Origin of the sequence: Paenibacillus phyllosphaerae, assembly GCF_014192105.1 — a bacterium.
Taxonomy (GTDB): domain Bacteria; phylum Bacillota; class Bacilli; order Paenibacillales; family Paenibacillaceae; genus Paenibacillus_Z; species Paenibacillus_Z phyllosphaerae.
Map to the genome: position 1 here is coordinate 716,262 of NZ_JACHXK010000001.1, position 18,985 is coordinate 735,246.

Sequence of the window (18,985 nt, forward strand, 5' to 3'; positions counted from 1 at the left end):
ACTTTTAGCAAAACCGCACACATTCCGCAAGCAGCACAAAGAGCGCAGGCCATTGAAGGCTTGCGCTCTTTGTCATTATTAGAAACTACGCCTACAGGGCGCTGCCGCCGTACAGGAAACGGTATTCCCAATGCGTGCCGGCAATGTCGCTAATCTTGACGCCGCCCGATTCTGTCGAATACGTATGAAGGATCTGGCCGTTGCCGAGGTAGATGCCGACATGCGTGATCGTCGCCGTCGATTTGTTCACGCCGCTGTACGAGGACGCCTTCGAGCCTTTGTAGGACATGAAGAACATCAAGTCGCCGCGCTTCAGCTGCGTGTAGTCCGTCGTCACGGCGCCTTTGCTCTTCACATACGTCCCTTGATCGCGGGAGTCCGAAGGCAGGATCAGGCCAAGCGCGTCGCGGAAAGCGGTACGCACGAAGTCCGAGCAGTCGAAGGTCGTGGTCGTATTGCGGTCAGAGCTGTACTCGTACGGCGTGCCCCAATATTTCATGCCTGCCGCGATGACAGACTCGATGGCAGCCGACGGATTGGTAATGACAGGCGCAGAGCTGTAGCTCGTCGTGATATATTGGGCATCCGAGCTGACATAACCGACGACGCCGCTGCCATCGCGCACTTGATACCAGGATTTGCTCGGCTGGCCGATGACGGTCACTTGCTCGCCCGACTTCAAGTAACGAATACGGGAAGCCGATGTGGATGCAGCCGTACGGAACGAGACGGAAGCGTTAATGACCGCGTTCGCGTCCGCCGGTGCCGTTACCACCGGCGTGCTTGTCGAAGGCGTGGATGTCCCACTCGTCGCGACATAATCCGTGTCCACATAACCGACTACGCCATTCGCGTCCTTCACCTGGTACCAGTAGCTGTTCGGCTGGGACAGGATCGTCACGCTCTCGCCTTTGCTGAAATAACGAATGCGCGTCGAAGAAGCCGATGCGCTCTTGCGGAACGAAGCCGAGGACGTTACCGTCGCATTCCCCGTTGCCGTTGCAGGCGCGGTTACGCTGTCTTCCACGAAATCGATATATTTGGCATTGGACGAGACGTAGCCGACTTGTCCGCTGCTATCTTGTACTTGAAGCCAGTAGCTGTTCACTTCGCTGATGACTTTGACGGATTCGCCGGATTTGAGATACCGGATGACGCCCGAAGAAGTCGAAGGCTCTGTGCGGAAGCTGACGGAAGCTTGTACCTCGGCAGTTCCCGTTGCAGCCGATGCGGCTAGTGGTGCGGATAGAGAAGCGGCAAAGATCGTTGCCATCGTCAGTGCTGTCCATTTCTTCATCAAGTAGTTCCCTCCGAATGTCTAGTTGTTCGCTAAGATGCTGCTAGAGCTGGATCTGATCTATGATAAGTGCTGACATCTAACGTGTTTTCTTGACCATTGGCCGTTTTGCTTAGCTCAATTGTACGTAGATCGACACACTGTTTGGTATCGACCCCTTGTCCCATCTTGTCGAATGCGCTAGGCTTGCGGAACCACCTTGATCACGATGATGCGGCATAGCAAAAAGACGCCTCCCTCCTGCTCCCATGCGATTCAACGCTAAGGGAACAGTGAGTTAGGCGCCTTGTCGGCCTGCCTCTGGAACGGTCCGGCTTCTTATACCTTTAGTCCTACAAAAGCGCTCTCCATGGCCAGCACATGTAAATGTTGCCAATCACGGTTAAACGGCCTCGAGCAAGAGCGGCTTAACCTTTGCCTACCATGCTCGTCTCCTGCTGCGGACGCGACGATGTACTCGTCAACTCTTTGTACTTGTTAATGTACTTCATGCAGGTCGCTACATAGGTCGCATGCGACCACGTCAGAGGGGTAACGGATAGCGGCGATCCGCTGAATGGATCCAGCTGCTCAGGCAGCATGCCGGTCTTCAGCGCATGATCGGCAACCCATTCGATCGTCTTGCTCGCTGCTTCGAGCTCCTCGAGCGACGTGGCCGACTCGATCTTCCAATCGGCGACCCACAGCGTACATATAATCCACGGGTTGCCCGGCGCTTCGTTCAGGTTGCCAGTCCGTTGGAAGTAGTAGTCGTTGTAGTAACGGGCGATACCGCCGACATGCGTGCGGACGAGCAAGCCTTCGGAGATAGCGCGCATCGTCTTGTCTACGCGCGGGTCCGTCGTCGGCAGCACGCCGAATGCGGCAATGCCATAGATACTGCTCTCGAGCGTCATATCCTTCACCCAAGCGCCGCCGCTGCGGTACAAGCCGCGGATGAAGCGTCCCTCTTCCTCGTCCCATAGATGCTTCAAGATCGCCGCCTTCACATTGTCGGCCACCTCAAGGAACCGGTTCGCCCGCTCCTCATTGCCGAACAGCCGGCAGAAATTCGAAGCCGCCATTAGGCCGGCGTGGACCGCCGATACCGAATACGTGTAGATGCCGTGCCGCTCTTCCCACAGATCGTAGCAAGGCGATGGCAGACCCGTCTCGGGATCCAGATAGGACGCGAGGAACTTCGCCGCGCGGACGACAAGCGGCTTGTAGAGCGACTGCGCGAAGGCGATGTCGCCATGCTGTTCATACAGCTTCCAGAATGCATGCAGCACGAGACCGGTCTCGTCGATCTGGATCGGCAGCTGCGGCGCCCCTTCCGACAGGTACGGATGCCAGCTGGAGCCGACCGTGCCGTCCGGATTGTATTTGTGATGCAAATATCCTTCCGGCGACAGTCCCTCCGCGCAGAACACGAAGAACGGCTCGACCAGCTCCGGATATCCGGCATCGGACACCGCCAGCGCGATCATCGCGCCGTCGCGCGGCCATACATAGCTGTAATGGTCGCGGTTGTATTGGAGAATATCGGAATCGTTGGCCGCCGTGATCGCGCCGCGAATATCCGTTTGGGTCCGGATCGTGAGCAGACTGTGGCGGAACAGCCGAATGGCGCGCTCGCTCATGCCGCCGTAGTTATGCTTTACCTTGGTCGCCCAGCCCTCCCAATAGACGGCCGCGCGGCGCAGCAGCTTCTCCGGCCGGTTCTCGCGCACGTAGGCGTCGAGCGATTGGACGCTTTGCAAATTCTGGCCGACGCTCATCCAATAGGCCAACTTGGCACTAGCTTTGGCCGGGACCAGCGTCGTCAGTCCGGCGGTGCTGTCGACCGAGCCCTGCGAGATCGGATTGCCCATCAGATGGCCGTCCTCCGCATCGACCCATGTCCCCTGCGCGCCGCCGAAACGTTTGATCCCGATCGAATACTGCGCGATGCCGCCGCTGTCCGACCAGCCGTTGAACATGAAGTAGAAGTTGCGCTTGTAGTGGAACAGGCTGCCGTTCTCCGGGAGGAACGCCGCCGTATCGCCGACTTCGCTCTCCCCGATGCTCAGGTCCTGATGGAAGAAGAGCCGGACCTCCCGTTCATTGTCCCACTCGTTGAACACTTCGACCGTCCGGAGCAGAATCGGCTCGCGCTGATGCACGCCGTCATAGATGACCAGGCGGATGCCAAGGCTGCTATGTACCGCCTCCGTTATTGCGACAAGCGTGGAATCCGCATACCGGCTTTCCTTGTGCCAAGCCGGATTATCCAGCCAGCTGAATTGCCCGTCGATCCAAATGCCGAAGCGGCACAACTGGCCCCCGACATGATTGTACTGGCCGACGTACGGATAATAGATGTCGCGAATGTACGAGTTGCTATCCAGATTGACGAGCAGCTGCCCGTTGCCGATCGCGATATGCCGTGTCATGTCATCTCACCAACATGGTCCAGATAGGCCTCTGTCCCGAATGGCACATGTCCCTTCTGCGTCAGTTTCATCAGTGCGTCAAGGCGGTTCGTGGATTCCACAACCGACTGATAATCGGCTTTGCCCACAGAGTGATACGCGACGACCTCTCCCGTGTGGTAGTACAATTGAAGCTCCGCCTTCTCCTCATTGTACGAGCAGAATGCAATCTGTTTCGATTCAACCGGCAATAGCATCCAGTAACCCTCCTCGTTAATTGGTTTTGTGTCAGCTGATTGGTTTGACGTTTCCATGGGAAACTCAGCATTCAGTCAGCTGATTGATTTGACGTTTCCTTGGGAAACTCAGCATTCAGCTAGCTGATTGGTTTGATGTTTCCATGGGAAACTCAGCATTCAGCCAGCTGATTGGTTTGACGTTTCCTTGGGAAACTCAGCATTCAGCTAGATGGGGAATTCATGTGATGACCTTGTAAAAATCCGCCTACTTACATCTATATGAGGTACTGCGCAATTTCTTCCTGATATTGCCCAATTATTGCATCGGCTTTATCCGCCGAGTCGGATTCTACGATCAGCTGCAGCTGCGGCGCGTTGGCTTCGTGCAGCACCAGGATGCTGCCGTCTTCTTGATGGAAGCGCAATCCGCCGGACCATTCGACCTGGCGGCGGCTGCTGCCGTCGCGCTCGGCCAGTTGGCGGAAAATCGCCCCTTTGCGCTCCCATGGGCAATCGATCCATTGCCTGCGGCGGTATTGCTGCGGAATCGCCGCCAGCATCTCTTCCGGCTTCTGCCCGGAACCCGCCATATGCAGCATCAGCATCGCCGCCGCATACAATCCGCTGTAGAGCGGATGGAACAATGGCGCCTCGGACGCCTGCAGGATCGAACGCGGATCATGCTTCGTCCGCAAGACCGTAAATCCGAGCCCCTCCGCAATACTCTCCGCAACGGCAGGAGCGTCGACAGGCAGGGCGATCGTCCGTTTGACGCCGTGGTGGCTGGCAGCGAGCATCGCCAAACAAATCATATCGTCCCCTTCAACCTTCGTTCCATCGGGCAGCAACACCTGCAGCCCGCGTCCGCTCTCATCCAGCACGAGGCACACATCGGACGTACGGGCAAATATGGAGAGGGCGTTGGCATCTCCGGGCGTTCCTGCATAGACGATGCGTTCCGCCCCGGGACCCAGCAGCGCGGCGGCAAGCGAGTAGACCGCCGGCTCCGCGTAGATCGCCACCTTGCCGATCAGTCCTCCTCCGGTGCCACTGCCTGCACGCTGAGCAGAAGCGGCAGGCTGATGCTGCGACCAGTCGACCGCCATCGTGAACCGCTCGGCGTACACGTCGTTCACATAGACATCGGCCCTGCCGCCAATCTGCTCCGGATCGACGCGACGGAAATCTTGGTGCCAATAGGCGCTCTCGATCTTCCGCTCGAGGCTCTTCGGAATCGGCAAGCCTGCGCCGTCCGAGCATTCGAGCCGTACGCCGAGCCTCGCATCTTCCAAGCTGTGCTGGACATGCAAGGAGCCGTCCAAGCCAGCTTCGGTGACATAGGCTCTGGCCGCTTCCGGAAGCGTAATGCCGCCGTCCACGATATCGAGGCCAATCGTCCGCAGACCGGCGAGCAGCGACTCTTGCATCACGCCGCAGTAATTGTTATCCGAGCAGGTGAGCAGCAGCCTGCTGCCTACCGGATATTGCGACCCGTAGGCGAGTGCGAATCGGGCTGCGAATTGCGGCGTCATTTCGATGCCAGCGAGGCCGTAGACGCCCCATGTCGCGAACAATCGCCTCGTGACCGTGCTGCCCCAGATCAGCGAGCTATGCACATGCGCTTCGTCGCGGATTTCTTTGTCCGGCCAGATATGCACCTCCGAAGCAAGCGTCGCTTTCTTGCCGATCCGGCAATGGCTGCCGACGACCGACTGCTGCCTCAGCCGCGATCCCGATCCGACAATGCTGTGATTGCACAGCAGCGAACCGTTCATCTCGACGCCGTCGCCCACCTCCGCCCGATGCCAAACAATCGAACGGCCCAGCTCCGACCTGCCGCCAATCCGCGCCGAATCGCCGATAATCGTATACGGGCCGAGCACCGCACCTCCGCCGATCGAGGCGCCAGCGCCGATATAGGCCGGCCCTTCGATCGTAGCCGCCGGATGCAGCTCCGCCTCTTCGTGCGCATAGACGCCGGGGCTGATCTGCCGCCCGGAGAGGCGTACGTTCACTTTGCCGTCGAGCATATCGAACTGCGTCTGCTTGTACTGCTCGATGCTGCCGATATCCGACCAGTACCGTTCCGTGATATAGCCGAAGAGCGGCACGCCGGCCTCCATGAGCGTCGGGAACAGCTCTTTGCTGAAATCGTACTCTTGCCCCTGCGGGATGTGGCCGAGCACCTCAGGCTCGATGATGTAGATGCCGGTATTGACCGTGTCGCTGAATACCTCCGACCAGTCGGGCTTCTCGATGAACCGGGCGATGCGTCCATCCGGTCCCGTCTGCACGACGCCGAACTCCAGCGGCTGCTCGACGCGGGCGAGCACGATCGTGACCTTAGAGCCGCTCTGTTCATGAAAAGCGACGGCCTCCGTCAGATCGATATCCGTCAAGGCATCGCCGCTAATGACGACGAACCGTTCCTGGAGGAAAGCTTCGGCGTTCTTGATGCTCCCTGCCGTCCCGAGCGGCACCGTCTCGTCAAAATAATGCAGGTTCACGCCATGCGAGCTGCCATCGTCGTAATACGAGGTGATCGCTTCCGGCATATACTGCGTGGTGACGGCAATATCCCGAATGCCATGCTCATGCAGCAACTCGATAATATAACTCATGCACGGTTTGTTCAGCAGCGGAACCATTGGTTTGGGAAGCGAGCATGTGAGCGGTCTGAGACGCGTTCCTTTGCCCCCTGCCATGATGACTGCTTTCACGAAAGGCACATCCCCCTTCTGTCGTCTCGTACATCGGTTGCTTACCAAGATAACGGATTAGGTCGGTTGCTTAATTCGCATTGCCTGCTGCATACATGCGGTCAGCCGCATCCTCGTAGATATCGCGGATTCGTTCCGCTTGACGATCCCACTGGTATTCCGTCACCAGCTTCTCATAGGCGTTCTCCGCCATCGACACCGCATTGCCTGGGAAGAGCAGCATCTCCGTGACGTGCCAGGCGAGCGAATCCACATGCCCCGGCAACGCCTTGAAGCCTTGCACGCCGTGCTCCACGATATGCGCCAGCCCTCCGGTATCGGAGACGACAAGCGGTCTCTTGTAGCGCATCGCCTCGAGGGCGACCAGCCCGAACGGTTCGTACAGGCTCGGTATGGCGACAACGTCCGCACGCGCCATCCAGGCGGCTTTCTCATCGTCTTGAATGAAGCCCACGAATCTGACGCGGTCTCCGAGATGCGCGGCCTGTTGGCGAAGCGTATGCTCCATCGGTCCGGAGCCGGCGATGATGAGCTTGGCGTCTTGCACATGATGAAGGATTTGCGGGAGCGCTTGGATGAGCACCTGCACCCCTTTTTCGAAGACGAGCCTGCCGATATAGAAAATCACCTTGCCGTCTTCCCGCTTCGGCACCGCCGGCACCGCGTGATGGAGATCGATCCCGTTCGGGACGAGCGCGAGCTTGTCCTCCGGCAAATTGAAGCAGTGGCGCACCTCTTCGACCATCGGCTTGCTGCATACGATCACCTTGGTCGCTTCATAACACAGGCCGCTCTCGAGGCGGTGAATGTTGTGCTGCAGTTCGGAATGCAGCGCCCCGCCGTTGCGCCCCCACTCCGTTGCATGAATCGTCGCTATAAGCGGAATATGATAGCTCAGCTTAATCTCGCGCGCCGTGTAGTAGACCATCCAGTCATGCGCATGCAGCATGTCGATCCGGCCGCCCGCTTCCTTCCACTGCACGAGATGGTCGGTCATCGCGAGGTTCATCTCGAACGTCCAATGATAGAAATCCGTATCCCCGGAATGCAGCACGGGCACGCGGTGAACGTAGACCCCTTCCGCTTTCTCGAAGTATGGCGCTCCGTACTGCGAGGTCGTGACGACATGGACGATATCATCGCCGCGTCTGGCCAGCTCCTGCGCCAGTTCGCTGACGGCCTTCGCCAGCCCCCCGACATTCTTAGGCGGATATTCCCACGCGAGCATGAAAATATTGCGTTTGCCCTCCGTCTCCTTCAGCACCTGTTGCAACCGCTCTTTCGAGAGCAGCGAGACCGGGGTTGGCGCATCGATCTGGATATAGTCGCCGAACTGGATGTTGGGGAAGCAATTGTGCTCCGCCTCCAACTTCGCCACCCACTCCGGGTTCAGCTGATCGCTGTCGATCGCGTCGCATAGCTGGTGGAAATTATTCAGGTGCAGCTTCGTCCGCTTGACCGCGTAATCGACGACCGTGCCGGCATCCATAATGAACGCCCAGTCGCTGCTCTGCGCCAGCATCAGCTCGCGCGCCGCTTGATTCAGCGCCCGACGAGTCAGCTGCCGGAGCATCGTCTCTTCCGCCAAGTCGGCATGAGCGCTGGCCAGTTGGATCATTCGTTCCTCCGCCTGATGCAGATGGCGGTAGATCCAGTCGTTATGGTTCTGGAGCCAGACCTCGGCGGTGGAATTGCGGCCCCAAGACGAATCATTAATCTTCCCCGTGTCCGAAAGCGGATATTGGGCGAGATACTCCGACGGCGTGATCATCTTCACCGAATGCTGGTCGTAATACAGCTTGCGGCACAGCTCCTCGATCCAGACCGGCCCCTCATACCACCAATGGCCGAACAGCTCGGCATCGTAAGGGGAGAGCATGAGGGGGGTCCGATCCAGGAAGTTGTAAGCATGGTCGGCCTCCGCCTGACGGCACGCGATAAAATGGTCCGCCTGCATCGCCGCTTTATTGCGCGCCCAGTCGGGGTTATACGGCTCTTTGTAGGAGCCTTTGGAGGTGATCCGGTAATATTTGATCCCCGTATTCACGCGCTCGTTGGTCGGCAGCACGTAAGGCTTAATGTAGTTCCACGCCTGCTCGGACTCCCAGCCCAGATCCCAGCCGATATCGCGGTAATATTCCCGATAGTCAAAATCGCCCGGATATCCGTCCGTCGAGCTCCACACCTGCTGCGAGGAAGCGGGATCCCGCGGGAAGGCGCTGACGCCGTAAGGCGTTAGCAGCGGCGCATACAGCTCCCTGTTCGCCCGCGGGGTCGCATATTCCACAGCCGTCGAATCGCAGATGAAGTAGTCGATTCCGTATTGGCGGAGAATCCGGTCAACGCCGATGCTGTAGGCGCACTCGGGCAGCCAGATGCCGCGCGGCCTGCGACCGAAGTGGCGCACATAGTCGTTCACCGCCGTTGCGATCTGCGCTCGGATCCCCTCCTCGGTCTTCACGAGCGGCAGGAACGCATGCGTCGCCGCGCTCGTCATAATCTCGAGCTTGCCGGTCGCTTGCAGCGCCGCAAACCGCGGGATGAGCTTCATGCCCGACGCGAGGAACATCTGCTTGTAATGCTTGAATTTGTCCGCATACATATGCGCCAGCGGCAGCAGCCCCGAATCGTTCGCCAGCCGCAGCTTCTCGCTCTCCGCCAGCCGGATCAGCTTGTCCAGATGCGAAAGCACCCGCTGCTGCATGAGCGGATCGTCGAGCAGCGCGAGCAATGTCGGGGTCATCGATACGGTAATGCGGAAGTCGACGCCTTCGCTGTCGAGCCGTTCCATCGTCTCCAAGAGCGGCAGGTAGGTCTCGAGCATCGCCTCGTAGAACCATCGCTCCTCGAGATAGTCATCCCGGTCATGATGGCGAATGTAAGGCAGATGCATGTGTAGCACCAGGGTGATATACCCTTTGCAGATCGGCCTCTGCCGTATTTTGTTCATCATCGTGGCGGATTCCCCCTTTCTTGATTTGCGCGAGCGTCTGAATGTTCTCGAACAGATGCGGCAGCACCCGTTGTCCATACGGATGCACGGTTGGCCATGCGGCAACGACAGGCTCGCCGTAAGCCGGGGCGGTCGCGCGCGGCAACGCCACGAAATTCGAGCGAACGAGCGGAACAAACTGGCGGTTCCAGGTGTATGTACCAAAGTCGACCATATATGTAGCACCGGCTCCGGCTCCATTGATGTACCAGCTGCAGGACTCCGGCGTAGTCTCGATGTCGAAATAACCGTTCGCGTTGTTCCCGTTGAAATACACGTTCGTCACGTCATATACGCGCAGCACCTTCGGCAGATTATGCCAATCCGTCTGAAAATGCTGCGCCGCCAGCCACCGCCTGCGGTTGCTGATCTCCCAATACACGTAGAGCGTATGGGCATCCCGCGCCATTAGCTGCAGCAAATCTTTCTCGTACCGTTCCGGCAGCTCTGGAACGTTAATCATGTTACTCTCTCCTCCCAAGCTTCACTCATCTTCAATCTTTCCTGCGCGGTAGACACGAACAAAATTAGAATGGCATTCCATTGGGAAGGTTATACGCTTTTTCACCAAAGGGCTACCGCCCTCTGGACACCATTTTTCTTCACCTCGCCCCTTCCCCCTCCATTGGAGGGGAACCAGAGGGCAACCGCCCAGCCTATGCTTCCGCAGTGAGTTTTCCGCCGGAAAACTCTGAGGACACCCGTAACTGGCGTGACTCGGCACGCGGCCGCCTTCGATCTGTCCTTTCGTTGTTGGACCGCTTTTGCCATGACGGACCGCCCGCATGTCATACACATGCGGACGCACCATTACAGGGCAAAGCTCTTAGTCGAGCTTCGTTCGCTACTTTTATGCCTTGGGGAGTAGACCTGTTGATTTTGTGCGATCAGACTTCAATACCAGTTATCCCTCGCTTGACGTCCACTTTGTGGACACGCTCTACTTTTTGGACACTTCTTGCCAGCCACAAAAGGCTGTTCCCTCCATTGGAAAGGAACAGCCTTCGATTTTTTTGCTAGTGGCGCAGCGTTTTTGCTGGTTCTTCGAGCGGTTCGACATGCACATGCACGCTCATGATGTTGTGCTTGCGCTCCATCTGGCGTTCGATCTCGTCGCTGATCTGATGGCTCTCTACCAAGGAGAGATTCGGGTCGACCTGGACGACGACATCGATCAGCACATTGCTGCCGTGTACGCGGGCTTTAATATCTTTAATCGAGCGGACGCCGTGCGTGCGTTCGATGGTGCTGCGTAGATTGTACAGCTCATCTTCATTAAACCCGTCGGTTAACGCATGCGTCGACGAGTAGAAAATCTCCCAGGCGGTCTTGCAGATAATCCCGCCGACGAACAGCGCGGCTACGGGGTCGAGCCAGTGCCAGCCGAATTGGGCGCCGATAATCCCGACCGCAGCGCCGACACTGACTAGCGCGTCCGACAGATTATCTTTGGCCGCGGCCATCAGCGCCTGGTTGTTGATCCGCTTAGCCAGCCGCTTATTATAGAGATAGACGAAGATCATGCAGACCGCAGCGCCAAGCGCCACCCAAGCGGTAATCAGATCCGGCGCTGCCCGGTGATCGGCGAATAACGATCTGGCTGCCCCGATGAGTACCTGAATGCCGACCGTCGCCATAATGAAAGACGCAATAAGCGCCGCAATGGTCTCCGCGCGAAAATGGCCGTACGGATGATCCTTGTCCGGCGGCTTCTGCGAAATCCGAAGACCGATCAGCACCGCGGCCGATGCGATAATATCGGTCAAATTATTGAACCCGTCCGCAACCAATGCGGCAGAGGCGAACCCATATCCAGCGGCAAGCTTCAATGAAGACAATACCAGATAAGCGCCGATGCTGACCCAGGCGCCCTTCTCCCCTTGCTTGATCTCTTGATACTGATCCACAGTCCGCCTGCCTCCTCTCTCCTTCGCTCATCGCCCATGAACTTACACAGTTATTTTCCTTTTTTCCTTCTTACTTGTATGTTACTTGAGCCGCTTCGTGTGGGTCTAGAGAAACAATGTTGCGGCTTCTCCCACTTTGTGATCGTATGCAACATCTTAAATGGAATGCTGACCGACCTTCGGGTCGCTCAAACCAATCCATGACTGTGCGCCAAATATCTCCACCGTTAGCAACTCCTACCCTAGCATGTCCGCCTTCGCTCCAAAAGAAACATGCCCCTCCTGTCTTCTTCGCCGGCTGCCGCGCACGCGGTTATCCATCTATAGCTAAATTTTAACTTTCCCACCAATTGACAGCTTTTGCGCCGCGATGATAACGTTAGTCACATATGTTAAGAAGCGAATGATTTAGGGGGGCGCATCCGTGATTTCGATGAACGCCGGTCCAATCTATAGCCAGATTGCACAGCGGATTAAAGATGATATTGTCAGCGGTAAACTGCATGAAGAAGAACAGGTGATGTCCACCAACCAATACGCCTCCTTCTATCAGATCAATCCGGCGACGACTGCGAAGGGATTCGAGCAGTTGGAGGAAGAAGGCATCTTATATATGAAGCCCGGCATCGGCATGTTCGTCAGCCGGAACGCGCGCGATAAGGTGCTCGCCGAGCGGAGGCAGCAGTTCTTCGCGAAGATCGTCGACCCGATGATCGAGGAGGCGTACAAGATCGGCATGCCGCTGAAGGAGATTATTGCAAGACTGGAACAGCAAGAAGGAGCGAAGGATTCATGAGCGTAACCGTGGAATGGAAGGGCTTGGCCAAATCATACGGCGCTCATTCAGCTCTCACGCATGTTAACGGCACCATCGCCGGCAACAAAATCATCGGCCTGCTCGGCCGCAACGGCTCGGGCAAAACAACCCTTCTCGCGTTAATCAAAGGGCTGCTGCGCCCAACTTCCGGCCAGCTGCTGATCAATGGGCAAGCACCGTTCGAGAATCGGGCTCTGGCCCGCGAGATTTGTTTCGTCCGCGATTCCCGCATGACCTATGGCTCGTTCAAAGTACGTGAAGCGCTTAAGCTGGCAAGCGCCTCCTGGCCGAATTGGGATCACGGCTATGCGCTGCATCTGGCTGAGCGGTTCAGCCTGCCGCTTGAGAAGAAGGTGCAAAGCCTGTCGCTCGGGATGGAGTCTTCGCTGAACGCGATCATCGGCTTGGCCAGCCGGGCCCCGCTCACGCTGATGGATGAGACTTATAATGGGATGGATGCGCCTTCGCGCTATTTATTTTACGAGGAACTGCTTGAGGATTATATGCGGTCGCCGCGAATGCTGGTCCTCTCCACGCATCTCATCGAGGAAGTCGGGCGGCTGTTCGAGGAGGTTGTCCTGGTCGACCAGGGTACGATCGTACTGCACGAGACAACCGAGCAGCTGCTCATGATGACGTACGTGGTCATCGGGACGGCGCCCGACGTGGAGCGGTTCACCGATTCGCTTCAGGTGCTGCACACCCAGGTGCTCGGCAATATGAAGTCGGCGGTCGTCTTCGGCGAGCTGTCGAAGGAGCAGGAGCGGCTGGCCGATCTGTACCATCTGGACATCCAGCCTGTACCGCTGCAAGATATTATCGTTCACTTGACCAGCCGCAAGGAGGTGCCGTCATCATGATGACGAAGCCGATTTCCCCTGTCGTGCTGACCTGGCAAATTCTCGCCCGAAGCACGTGGCTCACGTTCACGCTCTTCTGGGGGGTCTCGGGAATCCTTACCGTCCTGCTGCTTGCGGTCGATTCGCCCGGGATCCGGAGCAGCTATTGGGAGCAGGTGTTCGAGGCCCTCAATATCTATGCCTTCGTAGTCGGCGTGCGCGTTACTTACGGACATCTCACGATCCTGATGAACCATGGTGTAACCCGCAAACAGATGGCCTTGGCGACCTTGTTGTTCGCGCTCGTATTCACGTTAGCTAACGGCATCATGATGGGTATCGGTTTTGCGCTTGAGCATGCGGCCTATTCCTCGAACGCCTGGCAGGAAGCGTTCGCGCAGCCGCATCTATTCAAGACTGCCGTTGATTTCCCCGCCATCGTGGCGGAAGGGCTGATCTTGAGCGCTTCCACTTTTCTGGGCGGCCATTTCATTGCCACGACGTTCTATCGTTTCGGTAAAATCATCGGCATGTTCAGCATCGGACTGTACCTGCTGATCTCGTTCAGTCTTGAAGTTCGCTCCTACAGCAACGCGATCGTCACGTTTACTAGCGATCTGACACGAAAATCGGACTTCACCGCCGCCGAATTCTTCCTCTGGAACGGTGGAGGCATCGCTCTTCTTGCGCTGTTGATCCAATACATGCTGCAGACCACTGAGATTAAGGCAAAGACCCGTTAAGGGTCGTCGCTCATGACCCACACGTTGGCCTCATACTAGAATGGATACAAAAAGGCATCGCTGGCTCGATTATCGCGCCAGCGATGCCTTTGCTGTTAGGTGTGGTTGTGCGCGCCGGTTAGGCTGGTGCCGCATACCACGCAGTTCTTCGCCGTCAGCTCGTTCTCATGGAGACAGCGGCTGCAGATGACGCGAATCTCGCCATCACTCATCGCCGGCACGGGCGCCGGTTTAGGTTCCTCAAGCGCAAGCGGAATCTCGTCCGACTCTTCCAGCTCATCCTCGACGACTACCCGCGGCTCCAACTGGGCCACCGGCGCTCCGCAGTCCGGACAGAAATTCGCCTCGAACGGCACGGCCTTGCCGCAGTTGCCGCATGAACGATCGGCCCGGATATGTTTGATCCGCTCCTCGATCATCTCGATCTCCATCTGGATCTCATCCAGCTGACGGAGATACCCGTCCACTTCCGCCGCTGGGTCCGCGCTCTCTGATGCTGCAATTGTATGATTCCGATAAACGGCCTCGCCAATCTGGCGGAAGATGTGCTCCTGATCCTTCTCCTTGCCGGCGATCTGGCCTCTAAGCTTCGTCACTTCCATCGCCTGCTGTGCCTTGCGCGCCGCCTCTGCAGCGGATTGCTGCGCTTTCTTGGCCGCTTCGGATGCGCCTTGCTTCACTTTATCAAAAAAGGACATGCTCGATCGTCTCCTTTAAGCTTTACGCGATTCGTCTTGATTTCTCCTATTCTATCACAAATCGACAGGTGTTTGCCTCCCCGGCGGGGGCGAAAGGGTTGTGCCCTCTCGACACCCTTCCTTCTTCTATGGGGGCTTTGCCCCCCGTGCCCCCAAGTACAACCGTTTAATTGGGCTTCGCCCCCTCAACCCCCTTTGTTATCCTCGCCCCTTCCCCCTCCATTGGAGGGGAACCAGAGGGTCATCACCCTCTGGACTCCGATAATAGGCGTGACTCGGGATGCGGCCGTCTTCGATGTGTCCTTTCGGGCGGTGGCCCGCTTTTGTTTCATTAGCGGATTGCTTCATGCAATCCGCTAATGGAACAAAGCTCACGTTCGAGCTTCGTTCGCGGCTTGGGTGCCTTGGGGTGGTGACCTGTTGTATTTGTACGCGTGAACTTCCTATCAGATGACCCTCGCTTGACGTCCCCTTCGGGGACACGCTTACGTTTTGCCTTTTTTTCGTGCTGCGCACTTTAAAACAAATAAGCCTGCCGAATTTATCGGCAGGCTAGGCTTGGCCTTCTTGGCGAAGGCTGAACTAATGGGTTTCGCTGGTTTGATTACTTACCAGCGTTTGGGGCTCCATTTGGGGCTGCGTTTGAGATTTCGGGTCGGGTTGAGCCTCGATATCTTCTTCGCTTACTTGCTTCGCTTCGAGAAGAGGCAAGCCCACATTGGCGGTTGTGCCAATCCCCATCTCGCTTTCGTAGTAGAGCTTGCCTTGGTGGTTCTCGATGATTTTGTAGCTCATCATGAGACCCAGGCCCGTGCCCTTCGTCTTCGTCGAGTAGAACGGTTCGCCCAAGCGGTTCAACATCTCGGCCGGGATGCCGCCGCCTTCATCCTTTACGCTCGTCCAGACCATATTGCCGTTGATCACGCCGGAATGGATCCGAATCGTGCCGCCGCCCTGCATCGCTTCAATGCCGTTCTTCAGCAAGTTAATGAACACTTGCTTCAGCTGGTTGGCGATCCCTTCGACCAAGAATACGCCCGGCTCGCTGTGCATCTCGATCTGGATATTGCTCATAATCGCCTGCGTCTCGAGCAGCATGACCACGTCGCTCAGCACGCTGTAGAGGGAAGTCACCTGGAATTCGGCCGCCTGCGGTTTCGCCAGAATGAGCAGCTCGCTGACGATCTGGTCGATCCGTTCGAGCTCCATCGTCATAATCGAGATATAATTGCGTTTGTTGTCTTCCTTCATCAGCTTCGTGAAGCCCTTGAGCGATGTCAGCGGATTGCGAATTTCATGGGCGATGCCTGCGGCCAGCTGGCCGATCGCGGAGAGCATCTCGGATTTGCGCAGCATTTCCTCCGCTTCCTTGCGCTCGGTGATGACTTCCGACATCTTCATATAATAGATCGTGCGGCCCTTCTTGATGATCGGATGCAGCTTCGCCTTCTCCCAATAGGTCGAGCCGTCACGGGCCATGCCCGATACTTCGCCCTCCCACGTCTGACCGGCCTGCAGCTTGCGCCAGATCTCCGCGAACTCCACGCCCGCCGAGGACCAATCGTTCAACATGGACAGATGGTTGCCGATCGTCTCCTCCTTGCTGTAGGACGAAATGGTATGAAAGGTGCGGTTCGCGAACACGATCGAGCCGTCGAGATCGGTAATGACGACAACGCTCGGGCTTTGGTCCGTCGCATACGAGAGCTTCAGCAAGTCTTCGTTGATCTTCTTCAGCTCGGTAATGTCCACGAACGTGAGGATGACCCCTTTGGTGAACAGCTCCGTCGTCCGGTACGGCATAATGCGGATGCTGTACCAGCGCCCCGACTTGCTCTTGACTTCCTTCTCGGTCGACTTGAGCGTCTTGAGCACCTTGCCGGCATCCTTCATGAAATCATTGTAGTAAAAATTGTGCGAGATATGGCTGAACGGACGGCCGTAATCCACGTCGAGCAGATTAATCTCCTTGGTAACCGCAGGCGTGAAGCGCCGGATGCACAGTTGCGTATCGAGGAAAATCGTGCCGATCTTCGTGCTGACCAGGAAGTTGTCCATATCGTTGTTGAGCTCGGTCAACTCCTGGATCTTGTACTGGTACTCCGCATTGATCGTCACAAGCTCTTCGTTCACCGCCTGCAGTTCCTCGTTCGTGCTCTGCAGCTCCTCGTTGGAGGCGATCAATTCTTCGTTCGTGCTTTGCAGCTCTTCGCCCGACGTCTCGAGCTCCTCGATCGTCGCCTGCAGCTTCTCTTCGGTCAGACGCAGCTGCTGCTCGAGCCATATCATCTGGCGGCGCACGTTCTCGTCGACTTCGATCGAGTCCACGATGCTGGCATGGCTCTCCTCGCGCTCGCTAGGCTCGAACAGCACGATGAGCATCCCCTGGAACTGCCGGTTTAATTGCGAGAAAGGACGCACCGTAATATTGACTTCGCCAGAGCCGAAGAAACTCTCGTAGCGAGCATGTTTCAGAACGACTTCAGCCCCGCCGTTGCGGAGCTTGCTGACGGCCGTTACGATCGTCATCGCAAGACGCGGATCGAGCATCTTATGGATATTCCAGCTCGGTTTTCCCTCCATCGGTGACAGGTAGGGCTGCATCTTGCCGGTAATGTGCTTTACATCCAGATTCTCATCAATCAGAATCGATGGGGGCATATGCTCGCTCACAAGCGTTGCGTACAACTCGTCTGAACGGCGTGTCTCAATGGATTTGGGCATCTCTTTAACCATCCGCTTCGTTAAGTTTTCGGGTTTGCTCGCTGATGCACCCTTGGCTTCAATATGAAGAGGCTGCCCGCCGACTCCGAATCGGTATGCTCGATGCTGGAAGAAGTTCCACTTGCTGTTATAGGGTTCGAACAGATGATTCAGCCGACCGATCGTTTCACTCGGACCTAGGAACAGGAAGCCTGACGGGTTCAGCGCAAAATGAAATAACGACAGCACCTTGCTCTGCATATCGCCTTCCAAATAAATAAGCATATTCCTGCAAGTAATCAAGTCCAGGTTGCTGAAGGGCGGATCCTTGATCAGATTATGCGGCGCGAAGACGACCATTCTTCGCAGTTCTTTACTGACTTGATAAGTGTCTCCCTGCTTCACGAAGAAGCGCGCGAGCCGCTCCGCATTGACGGTCCCTTCGATACTCGTCGGGTACACACCGAAATTGGCATATTCGATCGACTGCTTGTCCACGTCCGTGGCGAAAATTCGGACCGTAAACGAAGCGCCGTCCGAGATCTTGTCGAGCTGTTCGGTAATAAGCATCGCCAAGGAATAGGCTTCCTCGCCGGTCGAACAACCTGCGGTCCACACCCGAATTTCCTTCTCCTGCGACTTGGTCTCGATGATTTGCGGCAGGACCTGCTCGGCCATGATGCCGAATGCTTCCGGGTCGCGAAAAAAATTCGTTACATGAATGAGCAAATCTTTGCGCAGCGCAGCCAATTCGTCTTCATTCTCGTTAAAATATTTATAATACCTGGCGACGTTCGGACTGTTGGTCGCATGCATGCGCTTCTCGATCCGTCTCATCAGGCTTGAACGCTTATAATAGCTGAAGTCGATGTTCGTCGCGATCCGTATCCGGTCGAGAATGCTCGATACAATCTCATCCTTCTCGTCCTCGGTACCCACTTCATGATCACCGATGGAAGACGGGCTCGGTATAAGCGTTGCCGGATAGTTCAGCTTGGCCGCGATGCCTTCCGGCGACAGGACGTAGTCTACCTGTCCGCTCTGTATGGCGCTTCGGGGCATGCCGTCGAACTTGGCTGTCGCTTCATTCTGCACGATGACGATCCCGCGCGAACGTTTTAATGCGGCAATGCCTTTGGTCCCATCCGTTCCCGTGCCCGACAATATAATGCCGATGCCTTCCGAGCCTCGGCCAGATGCCAGCGACTGCAGGAAATAATCAATTGGAAAATGTATCTCGCCTGCCTCAGGGTCTTCGAGATACAGCTTGTCTTGATGGATACGAACTAATTTGCGAGGAGGAGCCAAATAAATGGAATTCGAAGCGACCTCTATTCCTTCTTCAACGACTTGAATCGGCATGTCTGTCTGCTTCGACAGAATTTCGTTCATTAAGCTCTTGTAATGCGGCGACAAATGCTGCACGATCACAAAAGCCAGCCCCGTATCGGAGCCCACTTCGCGAAACAACGTCTTGAGCCCTTCCAACCCACCGGCGGAAGCACCGATGCCAACGACACGAATCTCTTGTTCGCCCATCATCTGCCTCCCCGATGTTTAAATCGATCATCCATTAAAATGGCTCCTCCAATTTGAGACCCAAAGTGTACGAGATTAATACTCATTAACCATTAAAC

General features: G+C 56.6%; 12 protein-coding genes. 3 read left to right on the forward strand and 9 right to left on the reverse strand.

The features are described from left to right. Positions 1 to 91: 91 nt before the first annotated feature. From FHS18_RS03005 to FHS18_RS03035, 7 genes are all read right to left on the reverse strand, one after another. A complete protein-coding gene (locus FHS18_RS03005) occupies positions 92 to 1,297 on the reverse strand; it encodes a C40 family peptidase (RefSeq protein ID WP_183596811.1) in 1,206 nt (401 codons plus the stop codon). Between the two features lie 407 nt (positions 1,298 to 1,704). Next, on the reverse strand, positions 1,705 to 3,711 hold the full coding sequence (locus FHS18_RS03010) for a glycoside hydrolase family 15 protein (protein ID WP_183596812.1): 2,007 nt from the start codon (positions 3,709 to 3,711) through the stop codon (positions 1,705 to 1,707). After that, positions 3,708 to 3,947 (reverse strand): KTSC domain-containing protein, encoded by a 240-nt coding sequence (locus FHS18_RS03015; RefSeq protein WP_183596814.1) that lies wholly within the window; start codon positions 3,945 to 3,947, stop codon positions 3,708 to 3,710. The genes FHS18_RS03010 and FHS18_RS03015 overlap by 4 nt, the downstream gene beginning before the upstream one ends. Positions 3,948 to 4,204: 257 nt before the next feature. Next, entirely contained in the window at positions 4,205 to 6,649 is a 2,445-nt protein-coding gene (locus FHS18_RS03020) for a sugar phosphate nucleotidyltransferase (RefSeq protein ID WP_183596816.1), read from the reverse strand. Positions 6,650 to 6,719: 70 nt separating this feature from the next. Then, positions 6,720 to 9,602, reverse strand: coding sequence for a 1,4-alpha-glucan branching protein domain-containing protein (locus FHS18_RS03025; protein ID WP_183596818.1), 2,883 nt, complete (start codon positions 9,600 to 9,602; stop codon positions 6,720 to 6,722). Continuing rightward, the gene (locus FHS18_RS03030; protein WP_183596820.1) at positions 9,514 to 10,104 is read right to left on the reverse strand and encodes a DUF4912 domain-containing protein; all 591 of its coding nucleotides are present in this window, start codon (positions 10,102 to 10,104) and stop codon (positions 9,514 to 9,516) included. The genes FHS18_RS03025 and FHS18_RS03030 overlap by 89 nt, the downstream gene beginning before the upstream one ends. A 553-nt stretch (positions 10,105 to 10,657) precedes the next feature. Beyond that, positions 10,658 to 11,548 carry a cation diffusion facilitator family transporter gene (locus FHS18_RS03035; protein WP_183596821.1) on the reverse strand — a complete coding sequence of 297 codons (891 nt, stop codon included), beginning with the start codon at positions 11,546 to 11,548 and terminating at the stop codon, positions 10,658 to 10,660. A 433-nt stretch (positions 11,549 to 11,981) separates the two neighbouring features. On the opposite strand from FHS18_RS03035, the gene FHS18_RS03040 reads away from it, so the two are divergent. The 3 genes from FHS18_RS03040 to FHS18_RS03050 are packed head-to-tail and all read left to right on the forward strand — an operon-like array spanning position 11,982 to position 13,947. Then, positions 11,982 to 12,344: a GntR family transcriptional regulator gene (locus tag FHS18_RS03040; RefSeq protein WP_183597348.1), complete on the forward strand. Its 363-nt coding sequence runs from the start codon at positions 11,982 to 11,984 to the stop codon at positions 12,342 to 12,344. Then, positions 12,341 to 13,225: an ATP-binding cassette domain-containing protein gene (locus FHS18_RS03045; protein WP_183596823.1), complete on the forward strand. Its 885-nt coding sequence runs from the start codon at positions 12,341 to 12,343 to the stop codon at positions 13,223 to 13,225. Before FHS18_RS03040 ends, FHS18_RS03045 begins: the two co-directional genes overlap by 4 nt. Next, positions 13,222 to 13,947, forward strand: a complete 726-nt coding sequence (locus FHS18_RS03050; RefSeq protein WP_183596825.1) for a hypothetical protein — start codon at positions 13,222 to 13,224, stop codon at positions 13,945 to 13,947. The genes FHS18_RS03045 and FHS18_RS03050 overlap by 4 nt, the downstream gene beginning before the upstream one ends. A 95-nt stretch (positions 13,948 to 14,042) precedes the next feature. Here FHS18_RS03050 and FHS18_RS03055 read toward each other — a convergent pair whose 3' ends face one another. Both FHS18_RS03055 and FHS18_RS03060 read right to left on the reverse strand, forming a co-directional pair. Continuing rightward, positions 14,043 to 14,645: a hypothetical protein gene (locus FHS18_RS03055; protein WP_183596827.1), complete on the reverse strand. Its 603-nt coding sequence runs from the start codon at positions 14,643 to 14,645 to the stop codon at positions 14,043 to 14,045. A 582-nt stretch (positions 14,646 to 15,227) separates the two neighbouring features. Beyond that, a complete protein-coding gene (locus tag FHS18_RS03060) occupies positions 15,228 to 18,890 on the reverse strand; it encodes a CheR family methyltransferase (RefSeq protein ID WP_246427407.1) in 3,663 nt (1,220 codons plus the stop codon). Positions 18,891 to 18,985 lie beyond the last annotated feature (95 nt).